General features: G+C 62.0%; 21 protein-coding genes. 12 read left to right on the plus strand and 9 right to left on the minus strand.

Annotation, left to right across the window (positions count from 1 at the left end; all coding sequences use genetic code 11):
- Positions 1-71: 71 nt before the first annotated feature.
- From recJ to WNE31_RS11255, 6 genes are all read right to left on the minus strand, one after another.
- Positions 72-1,814, minus strand: a complete 1,743-nt coding sequence (gene recJ / locus WNE31_RS11230; RefSeq protein WP_349979869.1) for a single-stranded-DNA-specific exonuclease RecJ — start codon at positions 1,812-1,814, stop codon at positions 72-74.
- Positions 1,811-2,374, minus strand: coding sequence for a cysteine hydrolase family protein (locus WNE31_RS11235; RefSeq protein ID WP_349979870.1), 564 nt, complete (start codon positions 2,372-2,374; stop codon positions 1,811-1,813). The genes recJ and WNE31_RS11235 overlap by 4 nt, the downstream gene beginning before the upstream one ends.
- A 3-nt stretch (positions 2,375-2,377) precedes the next feature.
- On the minus strand, positions 2,378-3,343 hold the full coding sequence (gene glpX, locus WNE31_RS11240) for a class II fructose-bisphosphatase (protein ID WP_349979871.1): 966 nt from the start codon (positions 3,341-3,343) through the stop codon (positions 2,378-2,380).
- 69 nt (positions 3,344-3,412) lie between these two features.
- On the minus strand, positions 3,413-3,928 hold the full coding sequence (locus WNE31_RS11245) for a hypothetical protein (protein ID WP_349979872.1): 516 nt from the start codon (positions 3,926-3,928) through the stop codon (positions 3,413-3,415).
- 239 nt (positions 3,929-4,167) lie between these two features.
- A complete protein-coding gene (locus WNE31_RS11250; RefSeq protein ID WP_349979873.1) occupies positions 4,168-5,454 on the minus strand; it encodes a homoserine dehydrogenase in 1,287 nt (428 codons plus the stop codon).
- Positions 5,455-5,583: 129 nt separating this feature from the next.
- Positions 5,584-5,826: a hypothetical protein gene (locus tag WNE31_RS11255; RefSeq protein WP_349979874.1), complete on the minus strand. Its 243-nt coding sequence runs from the start codon at positions 5,824-5,826 to the stop codon at positions 5,584-5,586.
- 96 nt (positions 5,827-5,922) lie between these two features.
- On the opposite strand from WNE31_RS11255, the gene WNE31_RS11260 reads away from it, so the two are divergent.
- Complete coding sequence (locus tag WNE31_RS11260; protein WP_349979875.1) at positions 5,923-6,510, plus strand: TetR/AcrR family transcriptional regulator; 588 nt, start codon at positions 5,923-5,925, stop codon at positions 6,508-6,510.
- Between the two features lie 170 nt (positions 6,511-6,680).
- Here WNE31_RS11260 and WNE31_RS11265 read toward each other — a convergent pair whose 3' ends face one another.
- Positions 6,681-7,583 (minus strand): pirin family protein, encoded by a 903-nt coding sequence (locus tag WNE31_RS11265; RefSeq protein WP_349979876.1) that lies wholly within the window; start codon positions 7,581-7,583, stop codon positions 6,681-6,683.
- A 188-nt stretch (positions 7,584-7,771) separates the two neighbouring features.
- On the opposite strand from WNE31_RS11265, the gene WNE31_RS11270 reads away from it, so the two are divergent.
- The 9 genes from WNE31_RS11270 to WNE31_RS11310 all read left to right on the plus strand — a co-directional run bounded on the left by WNE31_RS11270 (position 7,772) and on the right by WNE31_RS11310 (position 16,233).
- A complete protein-coding gene (locus tag WNE31_RS11270; protein WP_349979877.1) occupies positions 7,772-9,394 on the plus strand; it encodes a long-chain-fatty-acid--CoA ligase in 1,623 nt (540 codons plus the stop codon).
- Positions 9,395-9,565: 171 nt separating this feature from the next.
- Positions 9,566-10,555: an NAD(P)H-dependent flavin oxidoreductase gene (locus WNE31_RS11275; RefSeq protein ID WP_349979878.1), complete on the plus strand. Its 990-nt coding sequence runs from the start codon at positions 9,566-9,568 to the stop codon at positions 10,553-10,555.
- Positions 10,552-11,220 carry a histidine phosphatase family protein gene (locus WNE31_RS11280; protein WP_349979879.1) on the plus strand — a complete coding sequence of 223 codons (669 nt, stop codon included), beginning with the start codon at positions 10,552-10,554 and terminating at the stop codon, positions 11,218-11,220. The genes WNE31_RS11275 and WNE31_RS11280 overlap by 4 nt, the downstream gene beginning before the upstream one ends.
- A gap of 13 nt (positions 11,221-11,233) precedes the next feature.
- Positions 11,234-12,259 carry a phosphotransferase family protein gene (locus tag WNE31_RS11285; protein WP_349979880.1) on the plus strand — a complete coding sequence of 342 codons (1,026 nt, stop codon included), beginning with the start codon at positions 11,234-11,236 and terminating at the stop codon, positions 12,257-12,259.
- A complete protein-coding gene (locus WNE31_RS11290; RefSeq protein ID WP_349979881.1) occupies positions 12,252-13,037 on the plus strand; it encodes an SDR family NAD(P)-dependent oxidoreductase in 786 nt (261 codons plus the stop codon). The genes WNE31_RS11285 and WNE31_RS11290 overlap by 8 nt, the downstream gene beginning before the upstream one ends.
- A gap of 185 nt (positions 13,038-13,222) precedes the next feature.
- Complete coding sequence (locus WNE31_RS11295) at positions 13,223-13,666, plus strand: c-type cytochrome (RefSeq protein WP_349979882.1); 444 nt, start codon at positions 13,223-13,225, stop codon at positions 13,664-13,666.
- Between the two features lie 11 nt (positions 13,667-13,677).
- A complete protein-coding gene (locus WNE31_RS11300) occupies positions 13,678-14,277 on the plus strand; it encodes a cytochrome b/b6 domain-containing protein (protein ID WP_349979883.1) in 600 nt (199 codons plus the stop codon).
- Positions 14,278-14,318: 41 nt separating this feature from the next.
- A complete protein-coding gene (locus WNE31_RS11305) occupies positions 14,319-14,738 on the plus strand; it encodes a PaaI family thioesterase (protein ID WP_349979884.1) in 420 nt (139 codons plus the stop codon).
- Between the two features lie 106 nt (positions 14,739-14,844).
- Positions 14,845-16,233: a multicopper oxidase family protein gene (locus WNE31_RS11310; protein WP_349979885.1), complete on the plus strand. Its 1,389-nt coding sequence runs from the start codon at positions 14,845-14,847 to the stop codon at positions 16,231-16,233.
- Between the two features lie 4 nt (positions 16,234-16,237).
- On the opposite strand, the gene WNE31_RS11315 is transcribed toward WNE31_RS11310, so the two are convergent.
- Positions 16,238-17,647: an aminotransferase class V-fold PLP-dependent enzyme gene (locus WNE31_RS11315; RefSeq protein ID WP_349979886.1), complete on the minus strand. Its 1,410-nt coding sequence runs from the start codon at positions 17,645-17,647 to the stop codon at positions 16,238-16,240.
- A 120-nt stretch (positions 17,648-17,767) separates the two neighbouring features.
- Between WNE31_RS11315 and WNE31_RS11320 the strand changes: the two genes are divergently transcribed.
- On the plus strand, positions 17,768-18,235 hold the full coding sequence (locus WNE31_RS11320; protein WP_349979887.1) for an Lrp/AsnC family transcriptional regulator: 468 nt from the start codon (positions 17,768-17,770) through the stop codon (positions 18,233-18,235).
- On the opposite strand, the gene WNE31_RS11325 is transcribed toward WNE31_RS11320, so the two are convergent.
- Complete coding sequence (locus WNE31_RS11325; protein ID WP_349979888.1) at positions 18,232-18,903, minus strand: cupin domain-containing protein; 672 nt, start codon at positions 18,901-18,903, stop codon at positions 18,232-18,234. The genes WNE31_RS11320 and WNE31_RS11325 overlap by 4 nt on opposite strands.
- A gap of 144 nt (positions 18,904-19,047) precedes the next feature.
- Between WNE31_RS11325 and WNE31_RS11330 the strand changes: the two genes are divergently transcribed.
- Complete coding sequence (locus tag WNE31_RS11330; RefSeq protein WP_349979889.1) at positions 19,048-19,380, plus strand: ArsR/SmtB family transcription factor; 333 nt, start codon at positions 19,048-19,050, stop codon at positions 19,378-19,380.
- The last annotated feature ends 3 nt before the right edge of the window (positions 19,381-19,383 follow it).

Genomic DNA, 19,383 nt, shown 5'->3' on the forward strand with positions numbered 1-19,383 from the left:
TGCCCTTCCTGGCGCTTTGGGGGCCAATTCACCCCGGAGTATTTGGTAGAAAAAAGAAGATCGAGGCCGGTTCAGGCGGGCGCTGCATCTTCAAGACGCAGTTGCACGTTGCGCCGCCCGCCCCATTCGTTGATTTCCAGCCGCCCGGCGAGGTGAAAGCGGGCGCCGTTGTGATTCTGTAGGGCGGGGCCAAGGGCGGTGTCGAAGGCCCCGAAACAGATCGCATCGATCCGCGCACCCAGTCCGTCGCCGAAAGTCAGTTTCAGGTGGCTGTCCCCGACACGTTTGGCAAACAGGATTTCGACATCGGGGAAGGCAAAGCGCGGAGCAGGGGCGCCCGCGCCGAACGGACCTGCTTTCTCGATGTCTTCCACCAGTTCGACCCGCGCGGCAGTGGGCATGAGCATCCCGTCCAGTTTGAGGTCTGCCGGACCAGCCTCGGCCGCGCCCTGTTTGGCCAGCAGGTCCGCCAGGCGCGTCATCGCCGGTTCCAGTTGGTCGCGGGCCACGGTCAGACCCGCGGCCATCTTGTGCCCGCCGCCCTTGATGAGCAGGCCTTCAGAGGCGAGTTTCTGGATCGACGCACCAAGATCCACGCCCGCGATCGAGCGGCCCGAGCCCTTGCCCTCGTCCCCGTCCAGTCCAATCACGATGGCAGGGCGGTTTGTGGCCTCTTTCAGACGGCTGGCGACGATGCCGACCACGCCGGGATGCCAGCCTTCGCCCGCGGCCCAGACCAGCGGGGCGTCCAGACCGCGCGCCTCGGCCTGGTCCATTGCGGCGTCCCTGACGGCGGATTCGATATCGCGACGTTCGGTGTTCAGCACATCCAGCCGTTCCGCCAGCGCAGCGGCTTCGTGCGGGTTGTTCGTGGCCAAAAGGCGTGCCCCAAGGTCGGCCTGTCCGATCCGCCCGCCGGCATTGACGCGCGGCCCAAGCAGGAACCCGAGGTGATAGGTGTTGGGCGCCGTATCCATGCGGGATACGTCCGACAGGGCGACAAGACCGGGGCGGTCACGGCGCGCCATGATCTTCAACCCCTGCCGCACAAGGGCCCGGTTCACCCCCACAAGGGGCGCGACATCGGCCACGGTGCCAAGCGCCACCAGATCCAGAAGCGCCATCAGGTCGGGGCCTTTCTGGCCGCCTTCGCGCATCTGGCGGTTGACTTCAACGAGTAGCAGGAAGACCACCGCCGCGGCACAGAGATGCGACAGATCGCCGGTTTCGTCCTGCCGGTTGGGGTTCACCACAGCCACCGCCGCAGGTAGAGTCTCGCCGCCAAGGTGGTGGTCAAGCACGACAACGTCAGCCCCCTTTGCCGCCTCAACGGGGCCGTGCGAGAGCGTGCCGCAATCCACACACACGATGAGGTCGTGTTCCTGCGCGAGGGCCGCCATGGCAGTTTCGTTGGGGCCATAGCCCTCGTCGATGCGATCGGGGATATAGAGCGTCGCCGCTAGCCCCATCGCGCGCAGCCAGACAATCAGTTGCGCCGCCGAAGTGCCGCCATCCACGTCATAGTCAGCAAAGATCGCGATGCGTTCGCGCCGCTTCACTGCCTGCAGGAAACGCGCAGCGGCCTTGTCCATGTCCTTGAGCGTGCGCGGATCGGGCAGGAGGTCGGCCAGCTTCGGCTCCAGAAACGCCTCGGCTCCGTTGGGATCGACACCGCGCCGCGCGAGCACCTGACACAGGGCCGGCGGCAGCGGGGTTTCCTGCGCCAGACGTTCCGCCGCGCGGCTGATTTCGATCGAGGGTCCAAGCCAGCGCCGCCCGGTCAGCGATGCCGAGACATTCAGGAAATCGCTCATGCCAGCGCCTTCAGGATCGCATCCGTGGGCAGGGCGCGGCAGAATTCGCCATGCAGCATGGATACCTCGTTGCGGTGGATCTCTTCGGCGGTCATGCGGGGCAGGTCCGTGGCCCAGTCATAGGTGGCGTGGGTCTCGAACGCGGCGCAGGCATCATGCGCAAGCCAGGTGTCAAAGCCCAGATTGGCCGCCATGCGGACCGAGGTCGAAATGCATTGCGGCGTGGAAAGCCCCGCGATGACCACACCGGACACGCCTGCCTTATGCAGGTCGGCTTCCAGCGGGGTACCGATGAAGGCGGAGTTTGTCTGTTTCGAAAAAACCGGTTCCCCATCTGTCGGTGCGACGCAGGTCTTGATCGCAGTGCCACCGTTGTCGGGATGCAGGGGGGACCCGGGGCGTGTCGACTGATGGTAGATATGGAAAAGCGGCGCGCCTGCCTGTCTGAAAAAGGCGAGGAGGCGCGCCGCGTTCTGTTCGGCATCCGGATTGTTGCGCGCGCCCCATAGGGGACTGTTCATCCCTTCTTGAATGTCAATCAGGACCAGCGCGCGTGTCACGGATTATGCGACCGGGGTGCGATAGACCATGCGGCGGACCGAGCCGGTTTTCGAACGCATGATCAGGGTTTCGGTGGTGACCCAGCCGGGTTCGCGCTTGATGCCCGACACGAGCGAACCCTGCGTCACGCCGGTTGCGGCAAAGATCACGTCTTGCGTGACCATTTCGTCACGGCTGTAGATGCGGTCAAGGTCGGTGATCCCGGCTTTGGCGGCACGGCCGCGCTCGTCGTCGTTGCGGAACAACAGGCGGCCCCAGATCTGTCCCCCCATGCATTTCAGCGCGGACGCGGCCAGAACGCCCTCTGGCGCACCACCAGAGCCCATATACATGTCGATGCCGGTCACGTCGGCCTCGGCGCAATGCATGACGCCGGCCACATCCCCGTCGGTGATCAGGCGGATGGCCGCCCCGGTCGACCGGACCTCGGCGATCATGTCTTCGTGACGGGGGCGTTCCAGGATGCAGACGGTGATGTCGGACGTGTCACAGCCCTTGGCCTTGGCCAGCGCCTCGACGCGTTCCTTGGGCGACATATCGAGAGAGACGACATCCTTTTCATAGCCCGGCCCGATGGCCAGCTTGTCCATGTATACGTCGGGCGCATGCAGCATTGAGCCCCGTGGCCCCATCGAGATCACGGTCAGCGCGTTGGGCATGTCCTTGGCGGTCAGCGTGGTGCCTTCCAGCGGGTCCAGCGCGATGTCGACGCCCGGGCCGTTGCCGGTGCCAACTTCTTCACCGATATAGAGCATCGGAGCTTCGTCGCGTTCGCCTTCGCCGATCACGACGACACCGGCAATGTCCAGCAGGTTCAGCTGGTCACGCATGGCGTTCACGGCTGCCTGGTCGGCGGCCTTTTCGTCACCGCGTCCGACAAGTTTGGCCGAGGCCAGCGCGGCCTGCTCGGCAACGCGGGCAAGGCCCAGAGAAAGCATACGATCCTGAAATTCAGCTTTGGTTGGCATGAAAACGTTCCTTGGGAGATGGGTCTTTTGACCAAGGGGTTTAGACGTCTGTGCCTTTGGGCACAAGCGTCAAAGGCGGTTTCGGATGAGCGCCTGCAACAGAATTCCAACCATAAGACCATTGAGAAGGTGCCACGTGAAATGCGACCCAGTGGGGAACGCGGCGCAGGCCTGCGGATCAACGGTGCGGAAGAAAAGCGAGGCTGCAAGGGTAAGTATTGCGGCCAGAGCCCTCGGTGCCATTGGATGGCTACGCCTCCAAGTGACCGCGCCAAAGATGACAAGTGAGATCAGCGCGGGTGCATATTGCAACGACCCATTTAAAACAGGGACATGGCTGTGAGCGTGTGCATGTGCGGGGTCAGACCCCGAGGCCAGAAAAACGATCACCACCACCGCGGCGACAATCGCCCCGATGCGCAGAACACGCGCGGGCGGCACGCCGCCGAAAAAATGGATCGCGGTCGGTACACACAGGGCCACGCAGCTCCAGATCGGGACGACATCGGCAAGTTCGGTCCAGTCATTTATAAACGTATGAAACAGGAACGACCCGATGCCGATAAAGGCTGCAAGCAGGATCAAAACCCACAGCGTTGCCGGGATGGGCCGGTTTTTGCGTGCCTCCAGCCAGGCCCAGACGGCGGCGGGGAATGCCAGGTTCGACCATGCGTTGATGGGTTTATTCCAGAAACTGGGCGCAGCGCGTTCACATCAAGGATCAATAAAAGCAGAGTAATCCATAAAATCAGTACCTTGTAAAAAGAAACGCGCCGCTTGGGGGCGGCGCGTCTTATGCGTTTCACTATGCCGTGCGGCGGTTCTCAGACCGTTTCGATCCGCAACGCGACGGGCGCATTCACCATCACGCCAGTGACCGTCATAGCCTCGATCGCGGCATCCAGTGCGGCGCGCGTGGTTTTGTGGGTTACGATCAGAACCGGTGCGTTCGTGTCATTATGACGCGTCTGGCGCATCCGGTCGATGCTGATCCCGTTGTCGCCCAGCACCGTGGCAATCTTGGCCAGCGCGCCGGGTTTGTCCTCGAGCGTGAGGTGGAGGTAATAGGGCGCGGGCGAATTCGACTGTGCCACCTTGGCTTTGGCCAGTTCGGTTGCCGGCACGCCAAAGGTCGGGATGCGCAGGCCCCGCGCGATATCGCAGACGTCACCCATCACGGCGCTTGCGGTCGGGCCTTCACCCGCGCCAGGGCCGCGCAGGACAACCTGTTCGACAGCGTCGCCTTCGATCACCACCATGTTGGTGCCGCCCTTGAGCTGGCCCAGCGGGCTGTCGGCGGGGACAAGGCAGGGCGACATGCGCTGTTCCAACCCGCGCCCCGTCATCTGGGCCACGCCCAGCAGCTTGATCTTGTAGCCAAGGTCAGCGGCCTGATGGATATCCTCGATCGAGATTCGCTGGATGCCTTCCAGCTCGACCCCGTCGAAATCGACCTGCGTGCCGAAGGCAATCGACGACAGCAGCGACAGTTTGTGGCCCGCGTCGATGCCGCCCACGTCCAGATTTGGATCGGCTTCGAGATACCCCAGCGCGTCGGCCTCGGCAAATACCTCGTCATAAGGCAAGCCCGCATCCTGCATCCGGGTCAGGATATAGTTGCAGGTGCCGTTCATCACGCCCATCACGCGGGTGATTTCGTTCCCGGCCAGCCCTTCGGTCAGCGACTTGATGACGGGGATGCCGCCCGCGACCGCCGCTTCGAAACGGATCACGGCGCCCTTGGCCTCGGCAGCTTCGGCCAAGACTTGGCCATGATGGGCCAGAAGTGCCTTGTTGGCGGTGACGACGTCCTTGCCAGAGGCAATGGCGGCTTCGATCGCGTCTTTGGCGGGGCCGTCATGGCCGCCCATCAGCTCGACAAAGACATCCACATCGTCGCGTTGGGCCAGCGCGACGGGATCGTCTTCCCAGGCATAGCCCGCAAGCGATACGCCGCGATCTTTGTCGCGCGACCGTGCAGACACGGCTGTGATGACCACGGGGCGTCCAGTTCGGGTGGCCAGAAGGTTGGCTTTCTGCCGAACGATTTTCACGACACCGATCCCGACGGTGCCCAATCCGGCGATGCCCAGACGCAAGGGGGTGGTCATCATGCTCTCCTTTGAAGGTGTTCCTGATTTGCCGTGTACCCTCTTGCCCGAAAGGGTGCAATGCGCGTTGCGCCGCTGTGGCGGACCGCGCGCGGAAAACCTGTCTAAAAGCGGGGTTTTGCGTGAATCCTATTCGACGGGCCGGCGGCGCAGTGCCTCTGCGCGCCGCTGAAGCGCCGTCACGCGAGCGTCGATCGCTTCGTCGCTGTTCTCGTCAAGCCGGGTGGGGGTTTCGGTTAGAACCTGTTCTACCGGTACCAGCGCGGGGTAGGGCGCCTTCTTCACGTCGTCGCTGACCGCCTGATCCACCTCGGGAAACGCGGCACAGGCCGCGATGGCAACCAGAAAAGTCAGTGAAAACAAGAAACGCATGAAAACCCCGTATGGCCTTTCTTGCTTTGTGCCCCAGCGGCGGGGACGGTGCAAGTGGGGCTTTCAATTGAACATACGTTCAGTTAGCGTGGGATCATGGCAAGAACGACAGGATCACATTCCGATATCACAGGGCCGCGCGTGCGCGCGGCGGCGCTGACGCTGTTTGCCCGACACGGGTTCGCGGCGGTGTCGATGCGCCAGATTGCCAAAGAGGTCGGGGTGCAGGCCGGGGCGCTCTACAATTACACGCCTGACAAACAGACCCTGCTTTTCGACCTGATGCAGGCCCACATGGTCGAGCTTTTGGCCGCGCGCGAGGATCTGCCAGAGGCCGACAATGCTATGGCACGGCTTGAGGCGTTCACGCGGTTTCACATCCGGTTCCATTCGCAACGCCCGGACGAGGTGTTCATCGCCTACATGGAGTTGCGCAACCTGACGCCCGAAAATTTCGAGGTCATTGAAGGCTTGCGGCGCCAGTATGAAAACCAGCTCGAGACCATCCTGCGCGATGGGATGCGGGACGGGGTGTTTGACGTGTCGGACCCAAAGATCGCCGCCATGGCGGTGATCGCGATGCTGACCGGGGTCAATACATGGTTTCAGGAAGGCGGGCGGTTGTCCCTTGCCGAGGTCGAGCAGGTCTATTGGGATATGGTGCGCAAATCCGTCGCGGCGTGACAAAGGGCTCCCGCCCGCCTGCCATGCACTGACGTGCAAGGGCAGACGGTTGGGCCCGGCCGTGCTGCGCACGGCAAAGGTATTTGACCCAAGAAAAAGACGCGGTCGTGTTAAGAAACAGGCCCTGCGCAGCTCTTTGGCGCCGGGCCTGTTCGGGGCGGTCTGTCGCGTCAGCGAATGAATGTGCCGTTGCGCAGATCTTGGAAGGCTTGCTGCAACTCGGCCTGCGTGTTCATGACGATCGGGCCATGCCATGCCACGGGTTCACGGATCGGCGCGCCGGATATCAGCAGGAACCTTGCGCCACGCTCGCCGGCCTGAACCGTGACTGCATCGCCTGTGCCAAAGCGCACCAGCGTGCGTTCGCCCGACATGTCGCGGATGTGGACCTCTTCGCCAGCCACTTCTTTTTCCAGCAGGATACCCGTCGGGGTCGAGGCGTCGGCAAAGGCGGCGTCGCCCTCGAAGACGTAGGCGAAGGCCTGCCGGTAGGTATCAACCGGCAGGGTCTTTTTCACGCCGGGGGGCAGGGACACGTCAAGATACTGCGGCTCGGCCGCTATCCCGTCGACGGGCCCTGTCTTGCCCCAGAAGCTGCCCACGATCACGCGGACGGTGGTGCCGTCATCGTCGATGATCTCGGGGATTTCCTTGGCTTCGACGTCCTGATAACGCGGCGCGGTCATTTTCAGGTCGCGCGGCAGGTTGGCCCAGAGTTGAAAGCCGTGGTTCACGCCGCGCGCGTCCGGGGCAGGCATCTCCTGATGCAGGATGCCCGAACCGGCGGTCATCCATTGGACGTCACCCGCACCCAGCGTGCCGGTATTGCCGAGACTGTCTTGATGGTCGACCGTGCCGGACAACACATAGGTGATGGTCTCGATTCCGCGATGCGGGTGCCACGGGAACCCTTTTTCGAACAGGCGGGGATCGTCGTTCTTGAAATGGTCCATCATCAGGAACGGATCCAGTTCCGAAGGGTCCTGAAATCCGAAGGCACGGTGCAGATGTACGCCCGCGCCTTCGATGGCGGGTTGGGCGGCGCGTGTTTCAACAACAGGTCTGATCGACATGGGATGTCTCCTTTCAGATGCCAAGCTAGTGTGGCGGTGGGGCCCCGGCAATTGCAGGGGCGTGAACGCCAGCTGTGCATCAGCGCACCGAAACGACGTGGCGGAACGAAGTGAAAATACCATTTCATTTTGGCGGCGCTATCCTCCTACACTGGCCACGAAAAAGATATCAGCAGGGGAGGGCTGACATGCTGGGTTCGATGATGATGCGTCCGTTGAAAATCGCGGACATCCTGACATTTGCCGCCGAGGTGCATCCGACCGCCGAGATCGTTTCGGTGCGGACCGAAGGCGATATCCACCGCACCACCTATGCCGACACGGCCAAGCGGGTTGCGCAGCTGGCCCATGGGCTCGCGGCGCAGGGCGCGCAGGTCGGGGACCGGATCGCGACACTGGCATGGAACGGGTATCGCCATTTCGAGCTGTACTATGCGATTTCCGGAATTGGTTGTGTGTGTCACACCATCAATCCCCGCCTGTCGGCGGAGCAAATGACCTATATCGTGACCCATGCCGAGGACACGATGCTGTTCGTGGATACGACCTTTGTGCCGCTTGTCGCCGCGCTGCGTGACCAGTGGCCCTCTGGTCTTAAGATCGTGGTGATGACCGACCGGGCCCATATGCCCGAGGGCGATTACCTCTGCTACGAAGAGCTTCTGGAGGGTCAGCCGGACCGCCATCACTGGCCAGATTTCCCGGAAGAGACCGCGGCCGGCTTGTGTTATACCTCGGGGACGACCGGAAACCCCAAGGGCACGCTTTACACGCACCGCTCCACCGTTCTGCACGCGCTGATGATCGGGGTGTCGCTGCCTGCGGCTTTGCAACCGGGAAAAAAGATCCTGCCGGTTGTGCCGCTGTTTCATGTGAACGCATGGGGCCTGCCCTATGCGGCACCATTGACAGGGGCATCCTTGGTGTTTCCGGGAGGCGCGCTGGAAGGCGAGAGCCTGTTCCGCCTGATGGATCAGGAAGAGGTGTTTTCGGCCTGGGGCGTGCCGACCGTATGGCTGGGTCTTCAGGGCGAGATCGCCAAACAGGAACGCGTGCCCACAGGGTTCGGGGATATGGTCGTGGGCGGGTCTGCCGCGCCGGCCAGCATGATCCGCTATTTCGAGGAGCATGGCGTCAATGTCTGCCATGCCTGGGGCATGACCGAGATGAGCCCGGTCGGCACGCAGGGCAACCTGCCGGCGCATCTGGATCATCTGCCGCTGGACGAAAAAGTCGCGATCAAGGGCAAACAGGGGCGCCGTGTATTCGGGGTTGATCTCAAGATCGTGAACGAAGACGGCCAACCGCAACCCCATGACGGGACCGCGACGGGCGAACTCTATGTGCGCGGAAACACGATCACAGCTGGCTATTTCAAGAATGAAGAGGCCAACGCGACGGCCTTTGACAGTGAAGGCTGGTTCGGGACCGGCGATGTGGCCAGTATCGACAACCATGGCTATCTGACGATCACGGACCGCGCCAAGGACTTGATCAAGTCAGGCGGCGAATGGATCAGCTCTCTTGACCTTGAAAACACCGTGATGGCGCATCCAAAGGTGGCGAATTGTGCCGTGATCGCCGTGCCGCATCCGAAATGGGATGAGCGGCCTTTGCTGATTGTGGTGCCCGCACCGGAGGGTAAGCCAGAGGTGGCCGAGTTGATGGACCTTCTGGAAGAGCATTTTGCCAAGTGGCAATTGCCCGATGATGTGGTCTTTGTCGAGGATTTGCCGCTGACCGCGACGGGCAAGGTATCGAAGCTGACCCTGCGCAAGCAGTTCAAGGATCATAGCCTGCCTACCGTCTAAAACCGCGGTCTACGAGACCAGAGATGCATGGGGCGGTTCAAGTCGGATCGCCCTTTTGCGTTTTTGCAGGCTGGTTTCGGTCAAGTGACGTGAAGTCCTTTTGCTAGGGGCTTGCGCTCTGTGATGAATAACATACCGTCCGGTATGTGAATGCGAAATAAGGAGGTGCGCATGTCCGGTGACAGTCATTTGCCCAAGGCCCTGCAGGGATTGAGAATCCCGGCTGTGGCTTCACCCCTGTTCATCATTTCGGTGCCCGCGCTGGTAATTGCGCAGTGCAAGGCTGGCGTTATTGGCAGCTTTCCGGCGCTGAACGCGCGTGAAGCGGAAGGAGAGCCGCCCTTACTGGAAGCTTGGCTCAAACAGATCACCGAGGAACTGGACCGCCACAATCAGGAAAACCCTGATCGCCCGGCTGCGCCCTTTGCTGTGAACCAGATTGTGCATCGTTCGAATACGAGGCTGGAACGCGACCTGGAACTCTGCGCCAAGTGGAAGGTGCCGATCTGGATCACGTCGCTGGGTGCGCGGGTCGAGGTAAACGAGGCCGCCCACAGCTGTGGCGGGATCGCGCTGCATGACATCATTAACAACACCTTTGCCAAGAAGGCGATCGAGAAAGGTGCGGATGGCCTGATCGCGGTGGCGGCGGGTGCGGGGGGGCACGCGGGAATGCAATCGCCCTTTGCGCTGATCCGCGAGATCCGCGAATGGTTCGAGGGGCCGCTTTTGTTGTCGGGGTCCATCGGCACCGGCGACGCCTTGCTGGCAGCGCAGGCGATGGGCGCGGATCTGGGGTATATCGGGTCGCCCTTCATCGCCACGGACGAAGCCAATGCCGATCAAGGTTACAAGGACATGATCGTCGAGAGCGGCGCCGAGGACATCGTCTATTCCTCGCTCTTTACGGGGGTGTCGGGCAACTATCTGAAAGGGTCGGTGCGCAATGCAGGTATGGATCCTGACAATCTGCCATCCGGGGACCTGAAAACCATGGATTTCGGGCAGGACCGCGAGAAACCCAAGGCGTGGAAACACATCTGGGGATCGGGGCAGGGGATCGGGTCGGTGAAATCCGTCGGGCCTGTCGAAGACCTCGTGGCGCGGTTCGAACGGGAATACGTTGCCGCCTATGCCCGCCTGCAAGAGCGCATGGCATGAGCCAGATGTTCCATCTTGTGCGTCACGCGCAGGCGTCGTTCGGGGCAGCGGATTACGACAACCTGTCAGAGTTGGGCCACCGCCAGTCCGAGGCGCTGGGCGTGGCTTTGAAACGGCAGGGCGCGGTGCCGGACAAGGTGTTCATCGGGGCCATGAAGCGGCATCGCCAGACCTGGGAAGGCATGGCGCGCGGCATGGGGATCACGGCCGAGCCGGTGATCCTGCCGGGGTTGAACGAATTTGACTTCAAGGGCCTTCTGGATGCCCGTTTCGCCAGGGGTGGCGCGCCAGAAGGCATGCATGACGACCGCCGCCAACATTTCCGCACCCTGCGGGACACGGTGCTGTTGTGGCAGAAAGACGAGATCGAGAACCCGCCGGAACGCTTTGGGGATTTCGCGGCCCGTGTGCGCGAGGCGCGCGAAGTGATCGCGGCCAGCGACGCGCGCCTGCCGATGGCGGTATCTTCTGGTGGGGCCATCGGCCAGACCGTGGCCGAGATCACCGGCGGTCCGGCAGACCAGATGATAGCTCTGCAATTGCAGGTCAAGAACTGTGCCGTGGCGCGTTTTGTTGTCTCGAAGAACGGCACTTGGCTGCACGGGTTCAACGAGACCCCGCATATTGATGCCAGCAACGAAGCTGACATGTTGACCTATAGCTGAGGGAGGACGGCTTATGGACGCGACACATCTGGATACTGACGCCGTGGCGGCCTGGCTGTCCCAACACCTTGACGGGTTTGAGGGGCCGGTGACAGCCGAGAAATTCGCAGGCGGGCAGTCGAACCCGACGTTTCTGTTAAAGACACCGGCGCGCGACTATGTGCTGCGCCGCAAACCCCCTGGGGTGCTGTTGAAGTCTGCCCACGCCGTCGACCGTGAATTTCGCGTGCAACAGGCGCTGGCGGGAACAGACGTGCCGGTCGCCCGCATGCATGTGCTGTGCGAAGACGATGCTGTGATCGGCTCGGCCTTCTACGTGATGGAGCGCGTGCACGGACGCAACTTCGACGATCCCCGCATCCCCGAGGTTTCCACCGAAGACCGCAGCAAGGTGTTCGATCAGATGAACCGCGTTCTGGCGGCGATCCATTCGGTCGATATCGACGCGGTGGGTCTGTCGGACTATGGCCCGGAAGGGAATTACTTTGAACGTCAGGTCGGGCGCTGGACCAAGCAATACAGGGCTTCGGAGACCGAAACCGTGCCTGCCATGGATCAGCTGATCGAATGGCTGACGGAAAACATGCCCGAAGATGACGGCAAGCGCACACTGGTACATGGCGACTACCGGTTGGACAACCTTCTGTTTGCCGAAGATGGCACAGATTGTGTCGCGGTGCTGGATTGGGAATTGTCCACCATCGGGCATCCCTATGCGGACCTTGCCGCAGTCATCATGCAGTGGCAGATGCCGCCCGGCGGGGCGGGACGGGGCCTGCAAGGCGTGGACCGCGCCGCGCTCGGTATCCCGAGCGACGCCGATTTCATCGCGGCCTATTGCCGGCGCATGGGACTATCGGGGATCGAACGGTTCGGGTTCTACCTGGCCTTCTGTTTCTTCCGCATGGCGGCGATCATCCAGGGGGTCAAAAAACGCGGGCTGGAAGGCAACGCTTCTGATCCCGAACGCGCGGCCAAGATGGGCACTTATGTGCCGCTTTTCGCCCAAGCAGGTCTGGAGGCCACGAAACATGGATAAACGGTATCAGGATCAGGTGGTGATGATTACCGGCGCCGCCAGCGGGTTCGGCAAGATGGCCGCCACGCGATTCGCAGCCGAAGGGGCTAAGCTGGCCCTGTCGGATATTTCGGCCGATGCGCTGGCGCAGGTGGCCGATGATCTGCGCGCGGGAGGCGTCGAGGTCATCACCGATGTCGTGGATGTCTCGCAAGCGGATCAGGTGATGGCCCATGGTGCCCACATCAAAGAGGCGTTCGGCGCGTTGAACGTGGGCATCAACAACGCTGGTGTGGGCCACACCCTGTGCCCCACCCATATGCTCAGCACCGAAGAGTTCGATTTCAACTATGCCGTCAATGCGCGCGGTGTGTTCCTGTGTATGAAGGTGCAGATCCCCTTCATGCTCGAGGCGGGGCAGGGCGCCATCCTGAATGTGTCCTCTGCGGCGGGCCTGACAGGGGCGGCCATGCTGTCGGGCTATGCGGCGGCGAAACATGCGGTGGTGGGGCTGACACGCGCGGCGGCGGATGAATATGCCCGTAAGAAAATCCGCGTGAACGCCCTGTGCCCGGCCTTTACCGTCACACCGATGGTCGAGGAAATGGCCGAACAGATGGTCGCGCGTGGCGGGATCACGCGGGATCAGGCCTATGGCAACATTGCGCAGCGGATCCCCATGGGCCGCGTGGCCCAGCCCGAAGAGATCGTGCAAGCCATGCTCTGGGCCTGCGCGCCGGAAAACAGCTTTATGACTGGACAGACCATTGCGCTGGACGGCGGCCTTACCGCCATCTGACCGTTTTCTTGGCAGGGCGGCGCGTAGAAGGCCGCTCTTGCATGCGGGTTCTCCGGTCCTGTTCAAATTGATGTGATATTCCGTGTTCGGAATGCGAAAACTTCTGGCGATTCTTGCGGCGGGATGCAACGCTTGTCGCGTTCAACGGATGAGCCACACACTTTATTGAGATTGGAGCCAACCTAATGCGTTACGCACTTATTGCTGCCCTTATTGCCGCCCCGACCCTGTCCATGGCAGGTCCGGCAGAAGACACCGTCGCCGCCCGTCAGGGGTTTTACAAATTGTTGGGGGCGAACATGGGTGTTCTGGCCGGCATGGCACAGGGCAAGATGGACTATGACTCGGCCAAGGCGCAAACCGCCGCCGACAACATGGTCGTCCTGACCACCTATAACGGCGCGCACCTGTTTGCACCCGGCACCTCGTCCGAAGACGTAAAAGGCGCGCGGGCCCTGCCCAAAATCTGGGAAGACTTCCCGGGTGTTCAGGCCAAGGCCGCGGATTTCCAGGCCGCTGTCAAGGCGATGCAGGAAGTGGCCGGCAGTGGTCAGGCCGAAATGACGGCAGCCCTTGGCCCGCTTGGCGGCACCTGCAAGGCGTGCCACTCTAACTATCGCGCCGACTGAGGCCAACTGACATGACCAAGCAGATCCCCGAGGGTGTCTCGCGCGAGAAAATATGGGATATCGGCACGCGCCTGTTCCATTGGGCCTTGGTGATCTGCGTGGTCGCGGCGTGGGGGCTGGGCAAATTCGGCCCCAACATCATGACGCTGCATTTCTACTTCGGTTATGCGGTCATCGCGCTGCTGGTGTTCCGCATTCTATGGGGGCTGGTCGGACCGGCCCCCGTCCGTTTCGTGAATTTCATCTATGGCCCCGGAAAGACGCTGAAATACGCGGCTACCCTGAAGGACCGCAAGCCGTCCTACTGGCCAGGGCACAATCCGATCGGGGCCTTGTCCGTGTTCGCGATCCTCGCGATCCTGATCGCTCAGGTCTCGACCGGCCTTTTTGCCGACCCTGACGATTACATCAATGTCGGTCCGCTGGCCGATATGGTCAGTTCCGGGACAAATCGCACGGCGACGCGCCTTCACAACCAGATGTCTACGGTTATCCTGCTTCTGGTGCTGCTGCATGTCGCGGCGATCCTGTTCTACAAGCGGTTCAAGGGCGAAAACCTCGTGACTCCGATGATCACCGGCTGGAAACTGGTGCGCAAAGACCGGTCGTGAGAGGCTTTTCCTTTTCGTTCGTCGCGGGCTAGAACGGGCGCATGACAATGACACCGCTTGACCCCCGCCTCGACGAAACGCCTTATGCGCTGCAAAAACACCTCGGGTTTCATCTGACCCACTGGGGTGCGGATCATGCGCGGCTGGAATTGCCGATCGAGCACTACCTGTCGAACCGGGCCGGTCTGCCGCATGGTGGGGTCTATGCGACTCTGCTGGATACGGTGATGGGCTATGCGGGCTGCTATACCGGCGATCCGGATCACAAACGCCTTGCTTTGACGCTGTCGCTGACCACAAATTTCCTGAGCCGTCCCAAGGGACGATTGCTGATTGCCGAAGGGCGCAAGGTGGGCGGCGGGGCGGCGACCTTCTTTGCCGAGGCGACCGTTCTGGACGAAACCGGCGAGGTGATCGCGCGTGGCTCGGGCGCGTTCAAGTATCGCAAGACCACCTTGTAGTCTGTTTGTGGGGGGGGGGCGTGGCCCGCGTGCCCAAGCAACTGTGACTTGCCTTTGGCCGGGTGGCGGATAGGTTTGGAGAAACCCAGTTTCCGGAGATTGCCCCATGCCACACCTGACCCGTCGCCAGTTTTCCGGTGTCCTGCTGGGCGGTGTCGTCGCAAGCGCGCTGCCGCGCCTGTCCCGTGCAGCAAGTGCGCCGCGCCTCGTGGCGCAGGAAGGCATGGCGCGTCTCGCGCCTCCGGACTATCCCGAAACTGTGATCTGGGGCTATGGTGGAACGGTGCCCGGTCCCGAAATCCGTGTCCGGCAGGGGCAGCGTGTGATGCGCGACTTCATGAACCAGTTGCCGCAACCGTCAACCGTGCACTGGCATGGCATTCGGATCGACAATGCCATGGACGGCGTGGCTGGCATGACTCAGCCCGCCGTCGCATCGGGCGAGAACTTTCTTTATGATTTTGCCGTGCCTGATGCGGGCACCTACTGGTATCACCCGCACAATCGGACATGGGAGCAGATGGCGCGGGGCCTTTACGGGGCGCTGATTGTTGAGGAGCCAGAGGGTGCGATTCCGGTGGACCATGACGAGGTTCTGCTGCTGGATGACTGGCGTCTGGCCGAAGATGCCCAGATTGCAGGCGGCTTCGGGGCGCTGCACGACTGGGCGCATGGCGGGCGGCTTGGCAACTGGGTGACGGTGAACGGGGATGGCGCGTTCTCGCGTCCGGTCAAGACCAACGCGCGGATGCGCCTGCGTCTGGTGAACACGGCCAATGCCCGCATCTTCACGCTTGAGGCACAGGGTTTCAAAGGCTGGGTCGTGGCGCTCGACGGGATGCCACTCGACGCGCCCGAACCGCTGGAGCGCCTGACACTGGCCCCGGCACAGCGCGCGGACCTGGTGGTGGATGTGCTGGCCGACGAGGGTGAAGAGGCGCTGCTGGTCAGTTTCGAACGCGATGGCGGTTTTGCCGTGGCGGGTTTCCCTGTCACTGGCCGCGCCCGTCCGGCGCGTCTTGCGGCCCCCGGCCCCCTGCCACCCAACCCCGTTCCGGAACTGGGTGACCTCACCATCGCACGCAGTGTGCCTCTGGTGATGGAAGGGGGCGCGATGGGTGGGTTGCAAAGTGCCATGCTAAATGGGCAGGACACACCGATCCGCGAGATGGCGGCCAAGGGCAAGGTCTGGGCGTTCAACGGCATGGCGGATATGTCGGATACCCCGCTGATCGCCGCGGAACGCGGGGAAACCATTCGTATCAGGATGACGAATGACACGGCATGGCCGCACGGGATGCACCTTCATGGTCACCACTTCCGCGAAGTGATGCCCGATGGCACCACCGGTCCGCTGCGCGATACGCTGTTGATGGATCGTGGCGCGGTGGCCGAGATCGCCTTTGTCGCGGACAATCCCGGCAAGTGGTTGTTGCATTGTCACATGCTGGAACACTCCGCCGCCGGCATGATGACGTGGCTCAGCGTGACCTGAGACCTCAGGCTGCCACGGCCTGTGCGTCTTCGGTCAGGGCAATCACTGCATTCAGGATATAGTCGATCGTACTCTCGTCCATCAGGTAGCTGAGGTTCAACCGCACGAACCCCGGCTTGCTTGCGGTCTCGCCTGACAGGATATCGTCGCGGATCCGGTCCGAAGTCGCGTCATCAATGCCCATCAGGTCATGCACGTACGGCCCCGCGCAGGAACAGCCGCCGCGCGCCTGTATGCCGAACCGGTCCGACAGCGCGCGGGTAAAGGCGCGATAATCCATCCGCGCTCCGCTGCCATCGCGCGGCACAAAAGACAGGAAGGGCAGGCGATCCGTCTTTTCGGGGGCAAGGATGTCAATGCCGGAAACACCTCCCCAGGCGTCGAACGCCCTCCGCGTGTTTCCGGCATTGCGGGAAGAGATGGTCTCTTGCCCGATCACGTCCTTCACCAATAGGGCCAGCGCGGCGCGGATGTCGCCGATCACGTTCGGCGTTCCGCCTTCCTCGCGTTGTTCCAGACGTTTGACATAATCGTGGCGATGCGCATTGACGAAAGCCACCGTACCGCCACCGGGGCGGCTGGGTGTCTGGGTGCGCACGGCATCGCGACGCAGGATCAGAACGCCGCTGGCCCCGGGGCCGCCGATGAATTTATGGGGCGACAGGACCACCGCATCAATCGCGGCGCCGTCGGGCTGGGTCATGTTCACGGGCAGGTAGGGGCCACCACCTGCATAATCCCAGACCATTGCCGCGCCATGGGCCTTGACCGCATGGGTGACAGCCGCGACATCCGTGCAGATTCCGGTCACGTTCGATGCGGCGGAAAAGGCGGCAATCGTCAGACCTTGCGCGGTGCAACGGATCAGCGTGTCATTTAGTTCGGCCATGTCCGGCCCGCCTTCCGGAGCTTCGGAAATCTCGATCACCGTGGCGCCGCTCTCGCGCCAGGGCAGGATGTTCGAATGGTGTTCATAAGGGCCGGTGATCACAAAGGCGGGGTGCCCCGTCGCCACCGCGTCGCGCAGCCCCAGAAGGTGCACCAACTGGTTCAGCCCCGAGGTCGCGCCAGACCCCGAAAAGATCACGGCATGTTCCGCCGGGGTGCCGCCACATTTCGCGGCAATTACCGCGCGCGCCTCTTCACGCAGGGCGGTCATGGTGGCCCCGCAATAGGAATCCGAGGTGTGGGTGTTGGCATAATAGGGCAGAACTTCGGTCATCACGAAGTCTTCGACCTGCCGCAGGGGGCGCCCCGAAGCGATGTAGTCGGCGTAGACCAGCGGTTTCGCCCCATAGGGCGTGTCGATCATCGCGGATTTGCCGATCTGTCCGTCTTGCAGGGCGGCAAGGGCATCGGGTTGGCAACGCAGGCTTGTTTCGAAATCGGCAAGGCTCTGATGGCGGAGGGTCATGGTTTCTTGCACCTGTGGAAAGAGCGTGAGTGGTGGTGCAATCAAGATATTGAGGCCAAGCTGCAGAAACTTCGCCCAATTTTGTGGATAATTCACAAAAATTGTGTCATTTGATCGAAGATGAAAGAAAAATTGGATCAGATTGACAGGCGCATTCTGGATGTCGCTCAACGCGACGGATCGCTGTCACAACGGGAACTGGCCGATCGGGTAGGCCTTTCGCAGAATGCCCTGTGGCGGCGTTTGCAGGCCCTGGAAAAGGCAGGAATCCTGCTCGGATCGCGGCGGCGCGTGGACGCGGGCAAGCTGGGGCTGGACCTGACCGTTTTTGTGATGGTGCGCACCCGCAGCCATTCCGACGAATGGATCGAAGCGTTCCGGACCCACGTGAGCCGCATCCCCGAGGTGGTCGAGATGCACCGCATCGGGGGCGACTGGGACTATATGCTCAAGGTCGTGACCCGAGGGATGCAGGGCTATGACGGCGTGTACCGCCGCCTCACCACTGGGATCGAGCTGGAAACGGTCACGGGGTTTTTCTCGATGGAAACCATGTTGGAAGACCGCCCGCTAGATGTGTTTGGCTAAGCGGGCACGGCCTCGGGCGTGAGGTGGCCCGTTTTCACATAGATCAGGCAGCCTTCGTCGGAAAAGGGCGTGTGCTCTGACATGTGCGGGCTGCGGATCCAGCTTCCGGCGGGGTAATCGCCGTGTTCATCCTGAAAGGTGCCTTCCAGCACCAGAATTTCTTCGCCACCCCAATGACGGTGGCGCGTGAACTGCGTGCCTGGGGCCCAGCGGACCAGCGCGACATTTTCGCCCTCGACCGCGTGCAGGGGCAACACCGACAGGCCGGGTACGGCGCCGGGGCGGAAATCGGCCGTGGTCGTGTCGATATGGAACTGGTGCTGATCGTCGGCGTCAAACTGATGTAGCTTTACGAAGATGACACAGCCTTCGTCCGTGTGCGGCGTGTGCGAGGTGCCAATCGGGTTCCGGACATAGGTGCCTGCGGGATAATCACCGGTTTCGTCCGAGAACACGCCCTCCAGCACAAGGAACTCTTCGCCGCCGCCATGGGTGTGGGCGTCAAACCGGGATTCGGGGGCAAAACGCACAAGGCTGGTCGCACGCGCGACCTCATCCCCGATCCGGTCCAGCATCATGCGTTCCACCCCGTTGGCCGGGGATTTGACCCAGTCGCGATCCTCGGGGCGAATGACGACACGTTTCGAAAAATCTGAGTTGATCCGCATGGTGCTGCTCCTTTTACGCCCTCCAGACATAGGCGCTTTTGCGGACCGGTCAATGAACCGCGCTTTGGGCGGGGTCATAAAAGTTTCATCGAAACAGGGCATTTCAGGCTTGCGCGCCCAATTCAATTCGATAATTCATGAATTATGGATAAATCAGAGTCGCTTTTGGCCTTCGGGGCCCTGTCACAAGAAACCCGGCTTGACGTGTTTCGCCTGTTGATCGCGGCGGGCGAGGCGGGAATGCTGGCGGGTGAGATCGCCGAAACGCTTGGGGTACGCCAGAACACCATGTCTGCGAATCTGTCGGTGCTGCTGTCGGCCGGGCTGGTCAAGAACCTGCGGGAAGGCCGGACCATCCGCTATTTCGCGAATACCGACGGGCTGCGCGGCCTGCTGGGCTTTCTGTTGAGAGACTGTTGCGGCGGGCGTCCAGAGCTTTGCGAACCCCTGATCGAAGACATTGCCTGCAAATGCTGAAAG

The sequence above is a fragment of the Shimia fortis genome, assembly GCF_040225985.1.
GTDB lineage: Bacteria > Pseudomonadota > Alphaproteobacteria > Rhodobacterales > Rhodobacteraceae > Shimia.

What these genes read in the sequence shown, in the direction of transcription:
- WNE31_RS11305 (WP_349979884.1), top strand. Translation starts at nt 14,319, where the DNA reads ATGACAATGACACCGCTTGACCCCCGCCTCGACGAAACGCCTTATGCG.
- WNE31_RS11270 (WP_349979877.1), top strand. Translation starts at nt 7,772, where the DNA reads ATGCTGGGTTCGATGATGATGCGTCCGTTGAAAATCGCGGACATCCTG.
- WNE31_RS11325 (WP_349979888.1), bottom strand. Translation starts at nt 18,903, where the DNA reads ATGCGGATCAACTCAGATTTTTCGAAACGTGTCGTCATTCGCCCCGAG.
- WNE31_RS11290 (WP_349979881.1), top strand. Translation starts at nt 12,252, where the DNA reads ATGGATAAACGGTATCAGGATCAGGTGGTGATGATTACCGGCGCCGCC.
- WNE31_RS11285 (WP_349979880.1), top strand. Translation starts at nt 11,234, where the DNA reads ATGGACGCGACACATCTGGATACTGACGCCGTGGCGGCCTGGCTGTCC.
- recJ (WP_349979869.1), bottom strand. Translation starts at nt 1,814, where the DNA reads ATGAGCGATTTCCTGAATGTCTCGGCATCGCTGACCGGGCGGCGCTGG.
- WNE31_RS11295 (WP_349979882.1), top strand. Translation starts at nt 13,223, where the DNA reads ATGCGTTACGCACTTATTGCTGCCCTTATTGCCGCCCCGACCCTGTCC.
- WNE31_RS11275 (WP_349979878.1), top strand. Translation starts at nt 9,566, where the DNA reads ATGTCCGGTGACAGTCATTTGCCCAAGGCCCTGCAGGGATTGAGAATC.
- WNE31_RS11320 (WP_349979887.1), top strand. Translation starts at nt 17,768, where the DNA reads ATGAAAGAAAAATTGGATCAGATTGACAGGCGCATTCTGGATGTCGCT.
- WNE31_RS11265 (WP_349979876.1), bottom strand. Translation starts at nt 7,583, where the DNA reads ATGTCGATCAGACCTGTTGTTGAAACACGCGCCGCCCAACCCGCCATC.
- WNE31_RS11250 (WP_349979873.1), bottom strand. Translation starts at nt 5,454, where the DNA reads ATGACCACCCCCTTGCGTCTGGGCATCGCCGGATTGGGCACCGTCGGG.
- WNE31_RS11260 (WP_349979875.1), top strand. Translation starts at nt 5,923, where the DNA reads ATGGCAAGAACGACAGGATCACATTCCGATATCACAGGGCCGCGCGTG.
- WNE31_RS11310 (WP_349979885.1), top strand. Translation starts at nt 14,845, where the DNA reads ATGCCACACCTGACCCGTCGCCAGTTTTCCGGTGTCCTGCTGGGCGGT.
- WNE31_RS11300 (WP_349979883.1), top strand. Translation starts at nt 13,678, where the DNA reads ATGACCAAGCAGATCCCCGAGGGTGTCTCGCGCGAGAAAATATGGGAT.
- WNE31_RS11315 (WP_349979886.1), bottom strand. Translation starts at nt 17,647, where the DNA reads ATGACCCTCCGCCATCAGAGCCTTGCCGATTTCGAAACAAGCCTGCGT.
- glpX (WP_349979871.1), bottom strand. Translation starts at nt 3,343, where the DNA reads ATGCCAACCAAAGCTGAATTTCAGGATCGTATGCTTTCTCTGGGCCTT.
- WNE31_RS11255 (WP_349979874.1), bottom strand. Translation starts at nt 5,826, where the DNA reads ATGCGTTTCTTGTTTTCACTGACTTTTCTGGTTGCCATCGCGGCCTGT.
- WNE31_RS11330 (WP_349979889.1), top strand. Translation starts at nt 19,048, where the DNA reads ATGGATAAATCAGAGTCGCTTTTGGCCTTCGGGGCCCTGTCACAAGAA.
- WNE31_RS11280 (WP_349979879.1), top strand. Translation starts at nt 10,552, where the DNA reads ATGAGCCAGATGTTCCATCTTGTGCGTCACGCGCAGGCGTCGTTCGGG.